Origin of the sequence: Roseicyclus sediminis (genome assembly GCF_025515305.1) — a bacterium.
Taxonomy (GTDB): domain Bacteria; phylum Pseudomonadota; class Alphaproteobacteria; order Rhodobacterales; family Rhodobacteraceae; genus Roseibacterium; species Roseibacterium sediminis.
The window spans coordinates 365,221-381,976 of record NZ_JAOPHT010000003.1 but is presented as its reverse complement, the minus strand read 5'-3'; the positions used below and the strand labels follow the sequence as shown (position 1 = coordinate 381,976).

At 67.8% G+C, this 16,756-nt stretch carries 19 protein-coding genes; 4 read left to right on the top strand and 15 right to left on the bottom strand.

Annotated elements, in window-relative coordinates; all coding sequences use genetic code 11:
* Positions 1-3 precede the first annotated feature (3 nt).
* Positions 4-483 carry an Lrp/AsnC family transcriptional regulator gene (locus N8I71_RS06725; RefSeq protein ID WP_262877173.1) on the bottom strand — a complete coding sequence of 160 codons (480 nt, stop codon included), beginning with the start codon at positions 481-483 and terminating at the stop codon, positions 4-6.
* 122 nt (positions 484-605) lie between these two features.
* Here N8I71_RS06725 and ald point away from each other — a divergent pair, with 122 nt between their 5' ends.
* Both ald and N8I71_RS06715 read left to right on the top strand, forming a co-directional pair.
* A complete protein-coding gene (gene ald, locus N8I71_RS06720) occupies positions 606-1,724 on the top strand; it encodes an alanine dehydrogenase (RefSeq protein WP_262877172.1) in 1,119 nt (372 codons plus the stop codon).
* Positions 1,725-1,788: 64 nt separating this feature from the next.
* Positions 1,789-2,403 carry a protein-methionine-sulfoxide reductase heme-binding subunit MsrQ gene (locus N8I71_RS06715; protein ID WP_262877171.1) on the top strand — a complete coding sequence of 205 codons (615 nt, stop codon included), beginning with the start codon at positions 1,789-1,791 and terminating at the stop codon, positions 2,401-2,403.
* A gap of 232 nt (positions 2,404-2,635) precedes the next feature.
* On the opposite strand, the gene mscL is transcribed toward N8I71_RS06715, so the two are convergent.
* The 10 genes from mscL to pyk form a co-directional block, all read right to left on the bottom strand.
* A complete protein-coding gene (gene mscL / locus N8I71_RS06710; RefSeq protein WP_262877170.1) occupies positions 2,636-3,061 on the bottom strand; it encodes a large conductance mechanosensitive channel protein MscL in 426 nt (141 codons plus the stop codon).
* Positions 3,058-3,468: a GMC oxidoreductase gene (locus N8I71_RS06705; RefSeq protein WP_262877169.1), complete on the bottom strand. Its 411-nt coding sequence runs from the start codon at positions 3,466-3,468 to the stop codon at positions 3,058-3,060. Before N8I71_RS06705 ends, mscL begins: the two co-directional genes overlap by 4 nt.
* 102 nt (positions 3,469-3,570) lie before the next feature.
* Complete coding sequence (locus N8I71_RS06700; protein ID WP_262877168.1) at positions 3,571-4,020, bottom strand: YtoQ family protein; 450 nt, start codon at positions 4,018-4,020, stop codon at positions 3,571-3,573.
* A gap of 65 nt (positions 4,021-4,085) precedes the next feature.
* Positions 4,086-4,715 carry a phosphoribosyltransferase gene (locus N8I71_RS06695; RefSeq protein WP_262877167.1) on the bottom strand — a complete coding sequence of 210 codons (630 nt, stop codon included), beginning with the start codon at positions 4,713-4,715 and terminating at the stop codon, positions 4,086-4,088.
* 75 nt (positions 4,716-4,790) lie between these two features.
* Positions 4,791-7,199: a phenylalanine--tRNA ligase subunit beta gene (pheT, locus tag N8I71_RS06690; protein WP_262877166.1), complete on the bottom strand. Its 2,409-nt coding sequence runs from the start codon at positions 7,197-7,199 to the stop codon at positions 4,791-4,793.
* Positions 7,200-7,692: 493 nt separating this feature from the next.
* Complete coding sequence (gene pheS / locus N8I71_RS06685; RefSeq protein WP_406676077.1) at positions 7,693-8,766, bottom strand: phenylalanine--tRNA ligase subunit alpha; 1,074 nt, start codon at positions 8,764-8,766, stop codon at positions 7,693-7,695.
* A gap of 128 nt (positions 8,767-8,894) precedes the next feature.
* Positions 8,895-9,254, bottom strand: coding sequence for a 50S ribosomal protein L20 (gene rplT, locus N8I71_RS06680; protein WP_262877165.1), 360 nt, complete (start codon positions 9,252-9,254; stop codon positions 8,895-8,897).
* Between the two features lie 12 nt (positions 9,255-9,266).
* Positions 9,267-9,467 (bottom strand): 50S ribosomal protein L35, encoded by a 201-nt coding sequence (gene rpmI / locus N8I71_RS06675; RefSeq protein ID WP_262877164.1) that lies wholly within the window; start codon positions 9,465-9,467, stop codon positions 9,267-9,269.
* A 124-nt stretch (positions 9,468-9,591) separates the two neighbouring features.
* The gene (locus N8I71_RS06670; protein WP_262877163.1) at positions 9,592-9,822 is read right to left on the bottom strand and encodes a hypothetical protein; all 231 of its coding nucleotides are present in this window, start codon (positions 9,820-9,822) and stop codon (positions 9,592-9,594) included.
* A 7-nt stretch (positions 9,823-9,829) separates the two neighbouring features.
* Positions 9,830-11,278: a pyruvate kinase gene (pyk, locus tag N8I71_RS06665; RefSeq protein ID WP_262877162.1), complete on the bottom strand. Its 1,449-nt coding sequence runs from the start codon at positions 11,276-11,278 to the stop codon at positions 9,830-9,832.
* Positions 11,279-11,515: 237 nt separating this feature from the next.
* Here pyk and N8I71_RS06660 point away from each other — a divergent pair, with 237 nt between their 5' ends.
* A complete protein-coding gene (locus tag N8I71_RS06660) occupies positions 11,516-12,253 on the top strand; it encodes an N-formylglutamate amidohydrolase (RefSeq protein ID WP_262877161.1) in 738 nt (245 codons plus the stop codon).
* Positions 12,254-12,278: 25 nt separating this feature from the next.
* Positions 12,279-12,575: a DUF1244 domain-containing protein gene (locus tag N8I71_RS06655; RefSeq protein ID WP_262877160.1), complete on the top strand. Its 297-nt coding sequence runs from the start codon at positions 12,279-12,281 to the stop codon at positions 12,573-12,575.
* Between the two features lie 102 nt (positions 12,576-12,677).
* On the opposite strand, the gene yaaA is transcribed toward N8I71_RS06655, so the two are convergent.
* The 4 genes from yaaA to rsmD form a co-directional block, all read right to left on the bottom strand.
* Positions 12,678-13,451, bottom strand: a complete 774-nt coding sequence (gene yaaA, locus N8I71_RS06650) for a peroxide stress protein YaaA (RefSeq protein WP_262877245.1) — start codon at positions 13,449-13,451, stop codon at positions 12,678-12,680.
* A gap of 52 nt (positions 13,452-13,503) precedes the next feature.
* Entirely contained in the window at positions 13,504-15,558 is a 2,055-nt protein-coding gene (gene recQ, locus N8I71_RS06645; RefSeq protein WP_262877159.1) for a DNA helicase RecQ, read from the bottom strand.
* A 206-nt stretch (positions 15,559-15,764) separates the two neighbouring features.
* A complete protein-coding gene (locus tag N8I71_RS06640) occupies positions 15,765-16,070 on the bottom strand; it encodes a hypothetical protein (protein WP_262877158.1) in 306 nt (101 codons plus the stop codon).
* A gap of 123 nt (positions 16,071-16,193) precedes the next feature.
* Positions 16,194-16,754 (bottom strand): 16S rRNA (guanine(966)-N(2))-methyltransferase RsmD, encoded by a 561-nt coding sequence (gene rsmD, locus N8I71_RS06635; protein ID WP_262877157.1) that lies wholly within the window; start codon positions 16,752-16,754, stop codon positions 16,194-16,196.
* Positions 16,755-16,756: the final 2 nt, after the last annotated feature.

The window sequence follows — 16,756 nt, the reverse complement described above, 5'->3', positions numbered from 1 at the left end:
TCCTCAGACCGGCAGCGCGGTGGTCTTGAACACGGTCTTCAGCGCGAAGCTCGACTGCATCTGCGCGACATGCGGCAGCCGCGCGAGGTGGCGGCGGTGGATCTGCGCGAAATCCTCGGAATCGCGGGCCACCACCTTCAGGAGGTAGTCGGCGCTTCCCGCCATCAGGTGGCATTCCAGCACGTCGGGCACCCGCGCGACGGCCTTCTCGAAAGCGTCGAGGATCTCGTCGGACTGCCCCGACAGGCGGATCTCGACGAAGACGGTGGTGATCCGCCCCACCGCGCGCGGGTTCAGAAGCGCGACGTAGTCCCGGATCACGCCCGAGGCCTCCAGCCGCTGGACGCGCCGGTGGCAGGCCGAGGGCGACAGGTGGACCTTCTCGCTCAACTCCGCATGGGTCATGCGCCCGTGCCTTTGCAGGGCACGCAGGATGGCGCGGTCCATGTCGTCGAGCACGCCTTCGCCGGGAGAATCTTTCATGTTTATGCCAGAAGTTCGGAAATCCTCCCGCACTTGTGCCGCATCGCGCCACGAAGATCAAAGCAATCGACATCGCGCAGGCGCATGATGGCTCAGGAGAGACGCGAAAGGGAGGCTGCACCATGAAGATCGGTTGCCCGAAGGAGATCAAGGCCCAGGAATTCCGCGTGGGGCTGACGCCCGCCGCGGCGCGCGAGGCTGTGGCCCATGGTCATGAGGTCATGATCGAGACCGGCGCCGGCGCGGGCGCGGGGTTCACGGACGACGATTACCTCGGCGTCGGTGCGCATATCGTGGACACGGCGGAAGAGGTCTTCGCTAAGGCCGGGATGATCGTGAAGGTGAAGGAACCGCAGGCGGTCGAGCGCAAGCGCCTGCGCGAGGGGCAGGTCCTGTTCACCTACCTCCACCTCGCCCCCGATCCGGAGCAGACGCGCGACCTGCTGGACAGCGGCGTGACCGCCATCGCCTACGAGACGGTGACCGATGCCGCGGGGGGCCTGCCGCTTCTCGCGCCGATGTCGGAGGTGGCGGGCCGCCTCGCGCCGCAGGTCGGCGCATGGGCCCTTCAGAAAGCCAATGGCGGGCGTGGTGTCCTGATGGGCGGCGTCCCCGGCGTCGGCCCGGCCGACGTGGTGGTGATCGGCGGCGGTGTCGTCGGCACCCAGGCCGCGCGCGTCGCGGCGGGCATGGGCGCGGACGTGACCGTGCTCGACCGCTCGCTGCCGCGCCTGCGCTATCTCGACGACGTCTATCGCGGCGTCTTCAAGACCCGCTACGCCAGCGCCGATGCAACCGCACATCTCATCACCACCGCCGATCTCGTGATCGGCGCCGTCCTGATCCCGGGCGCCGCCGCGCCCAAGCTGGTGACGAAGGCGCAGCTGTCGACGATGAAGCGCGGGGCGGTGATCGTCGACGTGGCCATCGACCAGGGCGGATGCTTCGAGACCTCGCACGCCACGACCCATGAGAACCCGATCTACGAGGTGGATGGCGTGGTCCACTACTGCGTCGCCAACATGCCCGGCGCCGTGGCGCGCACCTCGACCATCGCGCTTGGCAATGCGACGATGCCCTACATGCTGGCGCTGGCCGACAAGGGATGGCAGGCGGCGTGCCGGGACGACGCGCACCTGCTCGCCGGGCTCAACACCCACGCGGGCAAGCTCACGAACTACGCCGTGGGCCGCGCGCTCGGGATCGACGTGGTGTCGCCCTCGGTCATCGTGAAGGCGTAAGCGACGGAAAAGGCGCGCCGGTCCGTGATAGCCTGAACCGACTCAAGGAACCGGAGCCGTTTCGATGCCGACATCGCGCCTTTCCCTGTCGCCCTACTGGCTCTGGGCGATCCTCGTCCTGCCGCCGCTCTACTGGTCCTGGCAGGCGCTGACCTCGACCAACCCGCAGATCCTCGGCATCCTTCTCCATCCGACCGGGGAATGGGCCGCGCGGCTTATGATCGTGGCTCTGCTCGCCTCGCCCCTGAGGCTTCTGCTCAAGGGATGGCGCGGGCCGGCGTGGTTGTGCCAGAACCGGCGCTATTTTGGTGTCGCGAGCTTCGGCTACGCGCTGTTGCACACGGTTATCTATCTGGCCGACAAGGGAAGTCTCGACCGCATCCTGCTGGAGCTTGACTGGACCTACATATGGACCGGCTGGGTGGCCTTCCTCGTCATGGTGCCGCTGGCCATGACGTCGATGGATGCCGCACAGCGTGTCATGGGCCGTCACTGGAAGACCCTGCAGCGCGCAACCTATGTCGCAGCAGTGTTTACCCTGCTCCATTGGGCGGCGCTGCACAGGTGGGAGCATCCGGAGGCCGCACTCGTCCACTTCGCGCCGCTCGCGATCCTGGAGGCCTACCGGATCTGGTACTGGACTTTGCGTCGTCGCCCGCCGCCCGCGTCGGCGACCTGAGCCATCGGGCCGCCTCCCACTTGGCCGAGCGGCCCGATGGACGGACCTGATCCACCGGTCCGCGCCATGTTACGGCCCACTGCACCATCGCTTCGTATTGGTCACGGCGCAGGTCGTCCGGCCCATCATATCGAAAAGCCCCTTGGCCTGTACGTGCGTCGGGGACAGCTGGAAGGCCGGAGCCCTCCAGCGAAAGTCGCACGCCGGAGGGCTCGCCCCCATCGCTTGCTCCTCAGGACTGCTTCAGCGCGTCCCGGATCTCCAGCAGGACCTCAAGCTCGGTCGGGCCCGCGGGTTCTTCGGCCTCGGGCTCTTTCTGCTTCTCGGTCGCCGCCTTGATCCGGTTGACCATCTTCACCAGCATGAAGACCACGAAGGCCACGATCAGGAAATTGATGAGTGCCATGATGAAGTTACCGATGGCGAAGACCGGTGCGCCCGCATCCGTCGCGGCGGTCAGCGAAGGATAGCTCTCGCCGTTCAGCGCATAGAACCAGCCAGAGAAGTCGATGCCGCCGGTGAAGATCGCGATGACCGGGTTGATGAGGTCGCCCACCAGCGACGTCACGATGGCCGTGAAGGCCGCCCCGATGATGATGCCCACGGCCATGTCCATGACATTGCCGCGCGCGATGAAGTCCCTGAACTCTTTGATCATTTTTGTCGTTCCACTTGTAAGCACTTGCACCGTCTCACGGCTTGCCCCAAGGGCGTCGCCGCACCCGCGCATCCCCAATCACAAACCCAGCCGATCCGTGGGATCAAGCGGCTTCTGCCCTGCGGCGGAGGTTTGCCGAGACGGCGGTGCGCTCGGGTGTCCGCGTGCCGGATCAGATCGGCCACCATCGCTCCAATTTTCAGGGTGGGGGTGTTGGTATTCCGGCCTGCGATGCGCCTGACCCGAAAATCGGGGTCCACCACTGCGCCGGGGAAGGTGCCGATCCGACAGGTGCCGACCAGATGATGGATGGTCTTGGGCCGTGCCCGGGTCTCGGCCTCCGTCGCCGCGTCGCTCCCGTCAGGGGGATGGAGGCGATCTGCCGGGCAGGGTGCCAGCGGCGGCACGAACGCACGCGGCCCGCGCTGCCGCCACCGACGACGATGAAATCCGCGTACATGCCGGCCGGCCGGCGCGCGTCGCACCGCCCCGCCAGACGGACCGCGGCGTCACGCGGGCAGCTTGCCCGTCAGCGTGTAGCGCAGGATGTCGACCACCTGTTCCGGCTCTTCCGCGACGGCCAGCGCCGCGGCGTGGACCTCTTTCAGGGCATGCTGGTGATCGGGCATCGACAGGACGATGATCGGCTTGCCCAGCGCCGCGGCATAACCCGCGTCGAAGGCCGCGTTCCACTGCCTGTACTTCTCGCCGAAACGCACGACGACGATGTCCGCGGTCTCGATGCCGTGGCGGGTACGGATGGCGTTGACCATCGCGCCCTTGTGGTCGTGCCAGTATTTCTTGTCTTCGGCGCCCAGGATCGCCACGCCGCAATCGTCGCTGGCCTCGTGGTCGGTGACCGGCCCGGAAAAGGCCACGTCGAGCCCTTGCGCGCCGTCCGTGATCCGCTCGCGCCAGTCCGTGTGGATCTCACCGGATAGATAGACCTTCAGCGTCATGTTCCCTTGTCCCTCTGTTGCCTTGGGGGGGACGGTAACCCGTGAGACCGTGAGGGCAACCCGCCTCAGCCCGACAGAAGCCGCACCACCTCCTCGTCCGTCACCTCGCCGAAGTCGCGGTAGTGGGCGCCGACGGCGATGAAGGGATCGGGCGTTTCAAGGCAGATCACGCGGTCGGCCTCGGCCTTCAGCGTCGGGATCGTGTCGCGCGGTGCGACCGGTACGGCGATCCAGACAGACCCGGCGCCGGCCTTGCGAAGCGCGGCGATCGCCACACGGATCGTCGCGCCCGTCGCCACGCCGTCATCGACAAGGATCGCGGTGCGGCCCTTCACCGGTTCGGGGTCGCGGCCGGACAGATAGCGCCGCCGCCGGTCCGCGATGACGTCGAGCAACCGGGCGATCTCGGCTTCGAAATCGGCTTCCGACAGGCGCGCGTGCGACAGGATCTGCGTGTTCCAGAGGATCTGCGGATCGGCCCCGTCCACAAGCGCGCCGGCGGCAAGTTCCCTGTGGCCCGGCATCCCGATCTTGCGCACGAACACAAGGTCGAGCGGCGCGGCCAGGCGTTCGGCGACGATCTTGCCCAGGGGCACCCCGCCGCGAGGCAGGGCGAGGATCAGGGGATCGTCGGGCGCGGCATCGGCCAGAGCCTCGGCCAATGCGCGGGCCGCGGTTTCTCGCGTCTCGAACATACCGCCATCATGCCCCGGCGAATCGGATTTTCGTACGAAAATCCGCAACCGCGACTGTTCGCACGTGCAATCGCCTCAGCCGCGCAGGACCCCGCCCGTCGCCTTGCCGACCTTCTCGACGATCGCCGCGGCGACCGCGTCGATCTCCTCCTCGGTCAGCGTCCGGTCCGTGGGCTGCAGCCGAACGGTCAGCGCGACCGACTTCTTGCCTTCACCCAGGCTGCCGCCAATGAACTCGTCGAAGACCTGCACGCCCGCGATCAGGGCCTTGTCCGCGCCCTGCGCCGCGTTGACCAGCGCGCCGGCCTCCACGTCCGCGGCCACGACGAAGGCGAAGTCCCGGTCGACCGCCTGGAATTCCGGCAGCGTCACGGCCCCACGGCTCGCGCCCATGTCCTTGGGCACCGGCACTTCGGCGGGGAAGAGCGTGAAGGCCATCGCCGGGCCCTTGACGTCCATCGCCTTCAGGATGCGCGGATGCAACTCGCCGAACACGCCCAGGACCTTCTTCGGCCCGAGGCAGACGACACCGTGCCGACCGGGATGCCACCAGTCCGGCCCGCCGCGCAGAATCTGCGCCTTCGCGGGCGCGCCCATCGCCGACAGCACCGCCTCCGCGTCCGCCTTCACGTCGAACACGTCCACCGGCCGACGCGCGCCGAACGGGTCGCGCGGACCGGTCTGGCCGACCAGCAGGCCCACGGCCTGCAGGTGCTGCTCGGTCGGTTCGCCACCGTGGAAGGCATGGCCCACCTCGAACAGCGCGAGATCCATCATCCCGCGCGCCTGGTTCCGCGCCGCGGCCTGCAGAAGGCCCGGCAGGAGCGCGGGGCGCATGTGGCTCATCTCGGACGAGATCGGGTTCTCCAGCCGCGTCGCCTCGTCCCCGCCACCGAACAGGGCGGCCGCCGCCTGGTCGATGAAGCTGTAGGTAACGCATTCGTTGTAGCCGAGCGCCGCCATGGTGCGCCGCGCCGCGCGCTCGCGCTTCTGACCCAGCGTCAGCACCGGCGCCGGAACGCCGGGCTTCGGCCGCCGCATGGGCTTCGGCTCCAGCTTCGTCAGCGAGGCGATGCGCGCAACTTCTTCTACAATATCTGGCTCCCCCTGCACGTCGCGCCGCCAGGATGGCACCCAGACCTCCAGTATGTCGCCCGTGCCGGTGGCGGAGAAGCCGAGGCTCGTCAGGATGCGCACCTGCTCCGCCTTGGGGATCTCCATGCCGACGAGGCTGATGACCCGCTTGGTGTCGAGCGGGTAGCTCCGCGCCGTCTTCAGGGGCGCGCCCGCCTCGACCACGTCGGACGCCTCGCCGCCGCACAGCTCCAGCACCATGCGCGTCGCGTCCTCCAGCCCCGGCAGGGTGTAGTCCGGGTCCACGCCCCGCTCGAAGCGATAGCGCGCGTCGGAATTGATCTTCAGGTCACGGCCCGTATAGGCGGTGTGGATCGGGTCCCAGTACGCGCTTTCGAGAAACACGTTCACGGTGTCTTCCGTGCAGCCCGAGACCTCGCCGCCCATGACGCCCGCGATGCTCTCGACGCCGTTGTCGTCGGAGATCAGCGTCTGGCCCGGCGCGAAGGTATAGGTCCGGTCGTCGAGCGCCAGAAGCGTCTCGCCGCCCTTCGCACGATGGACGCGCACCGTCCCGTGCACCTTGTCCGCGTCGAAGACGTGCAGCGGGCGGTTCATGTCGTAGGTGAAGAAGTTGGTGATATCGACCAGCGCCGAGATCGGCCTGAGGCCGATGGCGCGGAGCCTGTCCTGCAGCCATTCCGGGCTTGGCCCGTTCTTCACGCCGCGGATCAGGCGGCCCGCGAAATGCGGCGCCACGTCCAGCGTGTCGGCGTCGATCTCCACCTTCACAGGGCAGGGGAAGGTGCCTTTCACCGGCGCGGCGTCCCGGGTCTTGAGCCGCCCGAGGCCACGCGCGGCAAGGTCGCGCGCGATGCCGTGGACGCCCAGCGCGTCCTGCCGGTTGGGCGTGATGGCGATCTCGATGACCGGGTCGACCTTGGCGGGGTCGTTCTTCGCCAGCCAGTCGGTGAAACTCTGACCGACCTCGCCCGAGGGCAACTCGATGATGCCCGTGTGCTCGTCGGACAGTTCCAGCTCCCGCTCGGAGGCCATCATGCCGTAGCTCTCGATGCCGCGGATCTTGCCGACGCCGATGGTCGTGTCGATGCCGGGCACGTAGACGCCGGGCTTGGCCACGACGACGGTGATCCCCTCCCGGGCGTTCGGCGCGCCGCAGATGATCTGCTTCACGCCCTCGTCCGTCTCCACCTGGCAGACGCGCAGGCGGTCGGCATCGGGGTGCTGCTCGGCGCTCACGACGCGGCCGATGGTGAAGTCGCGCAGCCGCGCGCCGCGATCCTCGACCTCCTCGACCTCAAGGCCGAGGTCGGTCAGCGTCTCGACGATCTCCTCGACCGAAGCCTCGGTCTCCAGGTGATCCTTCAGCCAGGACAGGGTGAATTTCATCTCGCGGCGCTCCTTCGTGACCGTGAGGCGATTAGCGCAAGGTCCCCGGGAAGGGAAGCCCGGCGGAGGGTGGGTGCCGGTCTTCCTTGAGGCGGGAAGTGTCCCGCGGTGCGGGAGGTGCGGCGGGACACATCTCGCGCGTCGCCAATCATCGCCATTACTCCCGTGCAAGAGGAGCCTAGAGCGTCATCGACATGCAGACCCAAGAAGCCGAACGGCTTTATTTTCTATATTTTTGATATGCTTAGTAGAGAAAAAGGCGTATAATTGATGCGATGACTAAACCTCGAACCAAATCGTAAAGGAACACTCGGATGAAGCGCTTTATGTCTGCCGCGGCAGCCCGCCTAACGAATTTTTGCAAGCGTTTCAATGATTTACGCATAGCGTCTAAGCTGAGGGGGCTTCGCCCCCTCAGCTTAGACGCTGTTTCTACCACATCTTGAGGTAAATGTCAATCGACCGCTAAATGTAGCCAGGCCAGCGGGTTATCTCACATCCCCGCGTGAACCGTCGGCACCTCCAGCGCGCTGAACCCATAGTGCCGCAGCCAGCGAAGGTCGCTGTCGAAGAACGCCCTGAGATCCGGGATCCCGTATTTCAGCATCGCGATCCGGTCGATGCCCATGCCAAACGCGAAGCCCTGCCATTCCGCCGGGTCGATCTTGCCCGCCTCAAGCACCTTCGGGTGCACCATGCCCGAGCCCAGCACCTCAAGCCAGTCGTCGCCTTCGCCCACCTTCACCGTGCCGCCTTCCCACGAACACTGGATGTCGACCTCGGCGGACGGCTCGGTGAACGGGAAGTGCGAGGCGCGGAAGCGGGTGCGGACCTTCGTGCCGAAATAGGCCGAGAAGAACTCCTCCAGCGTCCACTTGAGGTTCGCCATGGAGATGTCGCGGTCGATGGCCAGACCCTCGACCTGGTGGAACATGGGCGTGTGCGTCTGGTCGTAGTCGGCGCGGTAGACGCGGCCCGGCGCGATCACGCGGCACGGCGCCCCGTAGGCCTCCATGTGGCGGATCTGCACGGGGCTGGTGTGCGTGCGCAACACGTGCGGCGGGCGGTTATCGCCCTCGACCCGCGCCATGTAGAACGTGTCCATCTCGGCCCGCGCGGGGTGGTGGCCGGGGATGTTCAGCGCGTCGAAGTTGTACCAGTCGGTCTCGACCTGCGGGCCCTCTGCCACGGCGAAGCCCATGTCGGCGAAGATCGCGGTGACCTCCTCCGTCACCTGGGAGACGGGATGGATGGTGCCGACCCGCCGGTGCCGCGCGGGCAGCGTCACGTCGAGCCATTCGGCCCGCAGCCGTTCGTCCAGCGCGGCATCGGCCAGCGCCGCCTTCTTGGCGGTCAGGGCGGCGTTCACCTCGTCCTTGAGCGCGTTGAGCGCGGGGCCCGCGACCTGCCGCTCCTCCGGGCTCATCTTGCCCAGTTCGCGCATCCGCAGGCTGATGTCGCCCTTCTTTCCCAGCGCGGCGACGCGCAGCTCTTCCAGCGCGGCCTCGTCCGAGGCCTGCCCGATCCGGCCCAGCCAGTCCGATTTCAGCTGATCCAACCCGTCCATCTTCGCCGTCTCCGTGCCTCTCGAATGCGCCGTTTCACCTACCACGCACCCCCCGGATTGCAAGCGTCCGCCCCGAACGCGAAGGGCCGCCCGAAGGCGGCCCTGTCAGCATCCGTTTCCGGACGATCTCAGAGAGCGGCCTTCGCCTGTGCCACGATGGCGCCGAATGCGTCGGGCTCGTGGATGGCGAGATCGGCCAGAACCTTGCGGTCCACCTCGATCCCGGCCTTCAGCAGGCCGTTGATGAAGCGCGAGTAGGTCAGCGATTCATCGTGCGCGCGGACAGCGGCATTGATCCGCTGGATCCACAATGCGCGGAACTGGCGCTTGCGGGCCTTGCGGTCGCGCGTCGCGTACTGGTTGGCCTTGTCGACGGCCTGGGTCGCGGTGCGGAAGCTCCGCGACCGTGCGCCGTAGTAGCCTTTGGCCGCGTCAAGAACCTTCTTGTGGCGGCGATGGGTGACGGTTCCACCTTTGGTGCGGGACATGGTGCGGCCTCCTCAGCGGTCGTAGGGCATGTAGGACTTGACGATCTTCGCATCGGCGTCCGACAGCGTGGTCGTGCCCCGTGCGTTGCGGATGAACTTGTTCGTCCGCTTGATCATCCCGTGCCGCTTGCCGGCCTGCGCCGCCACCACCTTGCCGGTGCCGGTCACCTTGAAGCGCTTCTTGGCGCTCGACTTGGTCTTCATCTTCGGCATTTCCGTCTCCTGTCTCGTAGGGTCGGTTCGGGCGCGACTCGGCATGCCGTTCTGGCCGGCCGCGCCGTTGGAGCGGGTCGCATACAGCCAAAGGCGTGGGCTGGCAAGGCTTCAGCTCGGGCAATCAGTTCAGGATACGCGCGGCGACGAGGATGAAGGCGTCGGGCACATCGCGCAGGGCGAGCCCGCCATCGACCGAGACATGCACGAACGCGAACAGCCCCAGCCCGATCGCCAGCGAGACAAGCGCCATCACCGGCCAGACCCTGACCGCCCATCCCGCCACGACCGAGGCGATGGAAAAGACGCAGACCGTCGTCGCGATGACGATCAGGATGTCCGAGCCGATGGCCATGGATATGTCACTCGGGATCGGTGGCGTAGATCAGCCGCTCTGCGCAGGGGGCGACGCGCAGGATGTTGGTGGAACCCTGCACGTTGAAGGGAACGCCCGCAACAACGATGATCTGGTCTTCCTCGGTGGCATAGCCACCCGACCGTGCGGCGCGCGCGGCGTTCACCACGGCCCCCTTGAAGCGGTGCTGCTCCTCGGTGACGTAGTTCACGATCCCCCAGGTCAGGCACATCCGCCGCGCCACGTCGATCAGCGGCGTCAGCGCCAGGATCGGGACGCGCGGACGCTCCCGCGCAACAAGCGCGGCGGTCTTGCCGGACTGGGTGAAGCAGCAGATCGCCTTGATGTCGACCGTCTCGGCGATCTCGCGCGCGGCGGCGACGATGGCATCGGCGGTCGAGTTCCGCTGCACCACGCGGGAGGCCTGCATGATGTCGGGAAAATTCGTGTCGCTCTCGACCTCGACTGCGACGTTGTGCATCGTCGTCACGGCCTCGATCGGGTAGCTTCCCGCGGCCGATTCCGCGCTCAGCATCACCGCGTCCGCACCTTCATAGAGCGCGGTCGCAACATCCGAGACCTCGGCACGGGTGGGCATCGGGCTCTCGATCATGCTCTCCAGCATCTGGGTGGCGACGATCACGGGCTTCGCGGCGGCGCGGCACTTGCGAACCAGGCGCTTCTGGATCGGCGGCACGGCATGAACCGGAAGCTCCACCCCGAGATCGCCGCGGGCCACCATGATGCCGTCCGAAGCCGCGAGGATCTCGTCGAAGGCCTGAACCGCCGCCGGCTTCTCGATCTTCGACAGGATCGCGGCCCGGCCCCTGGCGAGCGCCCGGGCCTCCTGCACGTCGGCGGCGCGCTGCACGAAGCTGAGCGCGAGCCAGTCGACGCCGAGCTGGCACACGAACTCGAGGTCGTTGCGGTCCTTTTCGGACAGGGCGGCCAGCGGCAGGACCACGTCGGGCACGTTCACGCCCTTGCGGTTCGAGATCGGCCCGCCCGCAACCACCGTGCAATCGGCGAAGTCGGGACCGCAGGCATCGACCCGCAGACGCACCTTGCCGTCGTTCACGAGAAGGCGTGAACCGGGTTCGAGCGCCTCGAAGATCTCCTTGTGCGGAAGCTGCACCCGCATGGCATCGCCAGGGGTCGGGTCCAGATCGAAGCGGAATGTCGCGCCGTCCTCGAGGTCGTATCCCTCGCCGTTGGCAAAGCTGCCGCAGCGCAGTTTCGGGCCCTGAAGGTCGGCGAGAATGGCGATCGGACGGCCCGTGTCCTTCTCGACCTGCCGGATCGCGGCGTGGCGCGCGCGGATCTCGTCATGACCGCCGTGGCTCATGTTCAGGCGGAACACGTCGGCACCCGCCTCGAAAAGCTGGCGGATCATGTCGTATCCCTCGGATGCGGGGCCCAGAGTGGCTACGATCTTTACGTTTCTTGCGCGTTTCATGGCTCTGCCCGTGTCCAGTATGCCGTCCCTGTCTTCCCCTCGGCGGTTCCATCGGGCCGGTTCCGGCCGGCTCATGTTACCGCTCACATCGGGTGTGCGCCCCTCTTGGCGCATTCCCGGCGGCAGGACAACTGCGCATTGGCGCGCATTGCCGCGCCGGTGCCTGCCGTGCCGCCTTTCCATCCCTCGCCGCCTCGCCTATGTCCCCGCCTCGGAACACGTCGAGGCAACGGGCGCATGACGGACCCCTTCCATATCGAGGGCGCAACGCGACGGTCGCGCTGGGTCGTCACCTGCGACCATGCCTCGAACCGTGTGCCGCCGGAGGTGGCCGGCGGCGACCTCGGCCTCCCGCGCGAGGACATGGAGCGGCACATCGCCTACGACGTGGGCGCGGCCGGTGTCGCCCGCGCGCTGGCCGAGGCGCTCGACGCGCCGGCGATCCTGTCGGATTTCTCGCGCCTGGTGATCGACCCCAACCGGGGCGAGGACGACCCGACGCTTCTCATGAAGATCTACGACGGCGCGATCATCGCCGCGAACCGCCACGCAGACGCCGCCGAGGTCGAGCGCCGCCTCGCCCTCTATCACCGCCCCTATCATCGCGGAATCGAGACGCTTCTCGCCGCACGCGAGGCTCCGGTGATCGTCGCCGTGCATTCCTTCACACCGCAATTCGTTGGCCGCCCGCCGCGCCCCTGGCATGTCGGCGTGCTCTATGCCGGCGACACGCGGCTCGCGCTGCCCTTGCTCGCGCGGCTCAACGCCGAGCCAGACCTTTGCGTCGGCGACAACCAGCCCTATTCGGGGCACCTGCCCGGCGATGCCCTTGACCGGCACGGCGTGCAGAACGGCTTGCCCCATGTCCTGGTCGAGGTCCGCAACGACCTGATCTCGACGCCGGAGCAACAGCGTGCCTGGGGCCTCCGCCTCGCGCCCATGCTTGACGCGGCGCTGCGGATTTCCGAGGTCTGAGCATAGCCGAACCGGAGGATCCGACATGGACGAACAGACGAGGCTCGAACTGGAGGCCGCCGCCTTCCGCCGCCTGCTGCAGCACCTCGACGAGCGCAAGGATGTCCAGAACATCGACCTGATGAACCTGGCCGGGTTCTGCCGCAACTGCCTCAGCCGCTGGTACGAGGAAGCCGCCGCCGGGATGGGCATCGAGATGGACCGGGACACCGCGCGCGAAGCGGTCTACGGCATGCCCTATTCCGAGTGGAAGGCGAAATACCAGACCGAGGCTTCGGACGCGCAGAAGGCGGCCTTCGAGAAGTCGAACCCACACGGCTGACCCCCGGGCCCTGGTCGCCGACGCGCCCTTCATCTTTCTCCAAATACGCAACGCGACTACGGCCACGGGCGGCCCCGTGGACGCATCGCTCCGGAACCGGCCTCAGGCCGCCGCCGCCTCGGATGCCGCGCGACGCAGGAAGGCGGGCTTGCCCGGTTCGCTCAGTTCCGGCGCATGGACATAGCCGCCGGTCTCGAAATCGAGGATCTCCGAGGGCTCCGTCAGGCGGTTCTCGACGATGAACCGCGCCATCGCGCCGCGCGCCTTCTTGGCGAAGAAGCTGACGATGCGCGGCCCCTCCGCTTTCTCCTCGAGGAAAACGGGCGTCACCACGTCGAGGTTCAGGGCCTGCGGGTCCACAGCCGAGAAATACTCGACCGAGGCGCAGTTCACGAGCGTGCCCGCGCCAACCGTCGCGGCCTCTTCGTTGAGGGCGCGTGCGATCCGGTCGCCCCACCACTCATAGAGCGTCGCCCCCTTCTTCGTCTTGAGCCGACTGCCCATTTCCAGCCGGTAGGCCTCGATCCCGTCGAGCGGCCGCAGGAGGCCATAGAGCCCGGACAGGATGCGCAGATGGCCCTGAGCATAGCGCAGCGCGTCCTCGCCAAGCGTTCCGGCCTCGAGCCCCGCATATGTGTCCCCCGCGAAGCAGAGGGCGGCAGGCCGCAGGTCGGCCTCTCCGAAACGGGCGAACCGTTCGGCGTTCAGACCCGCGAGGTCCCGCGAGATCCCCATGAGCTTCATCAGCTCCTCGACCGAGAGCTTGCGCGCGGTGCCGGCCAGGGCCTCGGCCTCGGACTGGAAGCGCGGAGCGGTCATCTCCACGTCGCGATGCGTCCAGTCGAGGCGCTTGGCGGGGGAAATCACGGTCAGCATCGGGCGATCCTCCTCGTCGGTCTTGGGCAATCGGGTCTCGTCAGCTGCGCACCTAGCCCGTGGCGCGCAGGACGTCCAGAAAGGCATCGGCGAAACGTTCGGCGCGCCGGTCGCCGAGCAGCCTTTCGACCGTTTCGCGGTCGGTCGGGCGCAGGTCCGCCAGTTTCGCAAGCTGCGCCGAAGAACAGGACAGGGGCTTGTCCAGCCCCGTCTCGCCGCGCGCGAGGTCTGCCTGCACCGAAAGAAGCCGGTCGTAGACCGCCCCCGCCTCGCGGCCGGCAAGCTTGCGTCGCGCGGGATGGGCGGGCGCCTCGGCCTCGCCGGTGATGACCTCCAGGAAGGCCGCGCCGTATCGCTCCAGCTTCGTCGCCCCGACGCCCGAGATGCGCGCCATCTCGTCGAGGCTCTGCGGTCGCGTCTCGGCCATCTCGATCAGCGTGCGGTCGGTGAATATGACGTAGGCGGGGACACGCGCAGCCTCGGCCAGCGCCCGGCGCTTGGCCTTCAGCGCCGAGAGAAGCGGCGCGTCCTCCTCGGACACCAGCGCCTTGGCGGCGGGCCGCCTCGTGCCGGTGGTCAGGGTGTCCTTTCTGAGCGCGATCTCCGCCTCGCCGCGCAGGATCGGCCGCGCGGCCTCCGTCAGGCGCAGCGCGCCGTGGCGGGCGGGGTCGGGCCGGACGAGATCATGGCCCATCATCTGCCGGAACACCGCCTGCCAGCCTTTGCGGTCGAACTCCGTCCCGACCCCGAAGGTCGGCAGCCGGTCATGGCCGCGCGCGCGCACCTTTTCCGTCTCCGTCCCGGTCAGGATGTCGACAAGATGCCCGGCGCCGAACCATTCGCCCGTGCGCAGGATGGCCGATAGCGCCTTCTGCACGGCGGTCGTGGCATCGAACACCTCCGGCGCATTGGCGCAGAGATCGCAGTTGCCGCAGGGCTCCGAGCTTTCCCCGAAATAACCCAGAAGCTTCTGACGCCGGCAGGATGTCGCCTCGGCCAGACCGAGAAGCGCGTTCAGCCGGGCGTGGTCGGCGGCCTTGCGTTCCGGCGGGGCGAGCCCCTCGTCGATCTGCGTGCGGCGGAAGCGGATGTCGTCCGGACCATAGAGCGTAAGCGTGTCCGCCGGCGCCCCGTCACGGCCCGCGCGCCCGATCTCCTGGTAATAGGCCTCGATCGACTTCGGCAGGTCGGCCTGCGCGACCCAGCGGATGTCGGGCTTGTCCACGCCCATCCCGAAGGCGACCGTGGCCACCACGATCAGCCCGTCCTCGGTGGCGAAGCGATGTTCGACCTGGCGACGGTCGTCGGCCTCCATGCCGCCATGATAGTAGCAGGCCGAATGCCCGGCCTCCCGCAGCGCCTGGGCCAGCGTCTCGGTCTTGGCCCGCGTCCCGCAATAGACGATGCCCGACTGCCCCTTGCGGGCGGCGGCGTAGCTCAGGATCTGTTGCCGGGGCTGGTTCTTGACCTCGAAGGCGAGGGTCAGGTTCGGCCGATCGAAACCGCGCAGGAAGGTCTCGGGCGGCTTGCCGTCGAACAGGCGGGCGACGATCTCTTCCTGCGTCTCGGCGTCGGCGGTCGCGGTGAAGGCGGCGAGCGGCACGCCGAGCGTGCGCCGCAACTCCCCGATCCGCAGGTAGTCGGGGCGGAAGTCATGGCCCCACTGGCTGACGCAATGCGCCTCGTCCACCGCGATGAGCGCGACGCCCGCCTGCTTCAGCATCCGTTCCGTGCCGGACGACGCGAGGCGTTCCGGCGCGATATAGAGAAGCTTCAGACGCCGCTCCTCCAGCGCAAGCCAGACCGCGTCCGTCTCCTCGGGCGTATTGCCGGAGGTCAGCGCGCCCGCATCCACCCCGGCTTCCTTGAGCCCACGGACCTGGTCGCGCATCAAGGCAATGAGCGGCGAGATCACGACCGTGACGCCATCCCGCATCAGCGCGGGCAACTGGAAGCACAGCGACTTGCCCCCGCCCGTCGGCATGATGGCGAGCACGTTCTTGCCCGCCGCGACGGCGCCGACGATCTCCTCCTGGCCCGGCCGGAACCCGTCGAAGCCGAAAACGGAGGCGAGAAGCGCCGAGGCGTCCGGGCGGGTCTCCTGCATGGGGATGGGCCTGTCGGGTTTTCTTGAAATTGTGCTCGTTTGACTGTCAGGGTCCCATAATGAGGTTTCGTTAACAAGACCCGCGACATGTGGTTTCCCGGCTTTTGCCTTCGCGGGGAAGATCTTCGGCCTTTCCCCCTCGTTGCAGCCTGCGCGCTCGCGCTATGTTGGGAACGGGCCCAGTGCCCCCGTAACGAGTGCCCCCGTCACGAGTGAGGCGGCCGTCCCCTGGGGCGGTCGTCTTCCCCTTCGGCAAGGATCGGGCCGACAACGGCGCTGGGTGACGCCATCGGCTCGGCGACGATGCCGCCGAACCGCGCCTCGCTGACGCGGACGGGCCGGCCATCGAGAAGCCCCAGATACCCCCGCGCTTCGTGAAAGGTCTCATCGCCCGCGCGGCGCCACGCGAAGCCGCCTGAAATCGAGGTATTCGCGAATTCGAGCGGGACGCCCTCGGCGTCGGTGATCCGTTCGCGGCAGAGCGCGCAGATATACCACGGATAACGCGTCATCGCGGGAAGGGGCGTGCCGCAGGCCGGGCAGTGGTGCGCGCCGCTACCCACGGGCGTCAGGACGGAAGCGCCCGACACTGGACCGCAAGGGGCCTTGGCGTGCGCGAAGATGGATAGGGCGGTTCATGGCGCCCGCAGGAGCGTTATTCGCGTTGCCCCATAACTCCGCGCGTCGAGAACCTCGAAACCCGGCGGCGGCACGGGATCAACGGCCTCCTCCCATGCCACAAGGGCACCGGGCGCGATCCAGCCGCCCGCGATCGCAGAGGCCAGCGCATCCTCGCCGAGGCCCATCCCGTAGGGCGGGTCCAGGAAGACCAGCGTGAAAGGCGCGCCGCGGATTTCGCCAAGGTCGGTGGCGTCCCGGCGAAACACCTTGGTGACGCCCTGGGCGCCACACCGCGCGATGTTCTCGCGCAAAAGCGCGCGCGCCGCCGATCCGTCGTCGATGAAGGTCGCCTGCACCGCGCCGCGCGACAGGGCCTCGAGGCCGAGCGCGCCGGTCCCGGCGAACAGGTCCAGCACCCGTGCCCCGGTGACCGCGTCGCCCTGTTTGCCATTTGTCAGAAGATTGAACAGGCTCTCGCGCACCCGGTCAGTGGTCGGGCGCAGATGCGCCCCGGCATCGCCCTGGCCCACTTCGGCGAGCGTCTTGCCCCGCCAGCGTCCGGCGACGATCCTCACGC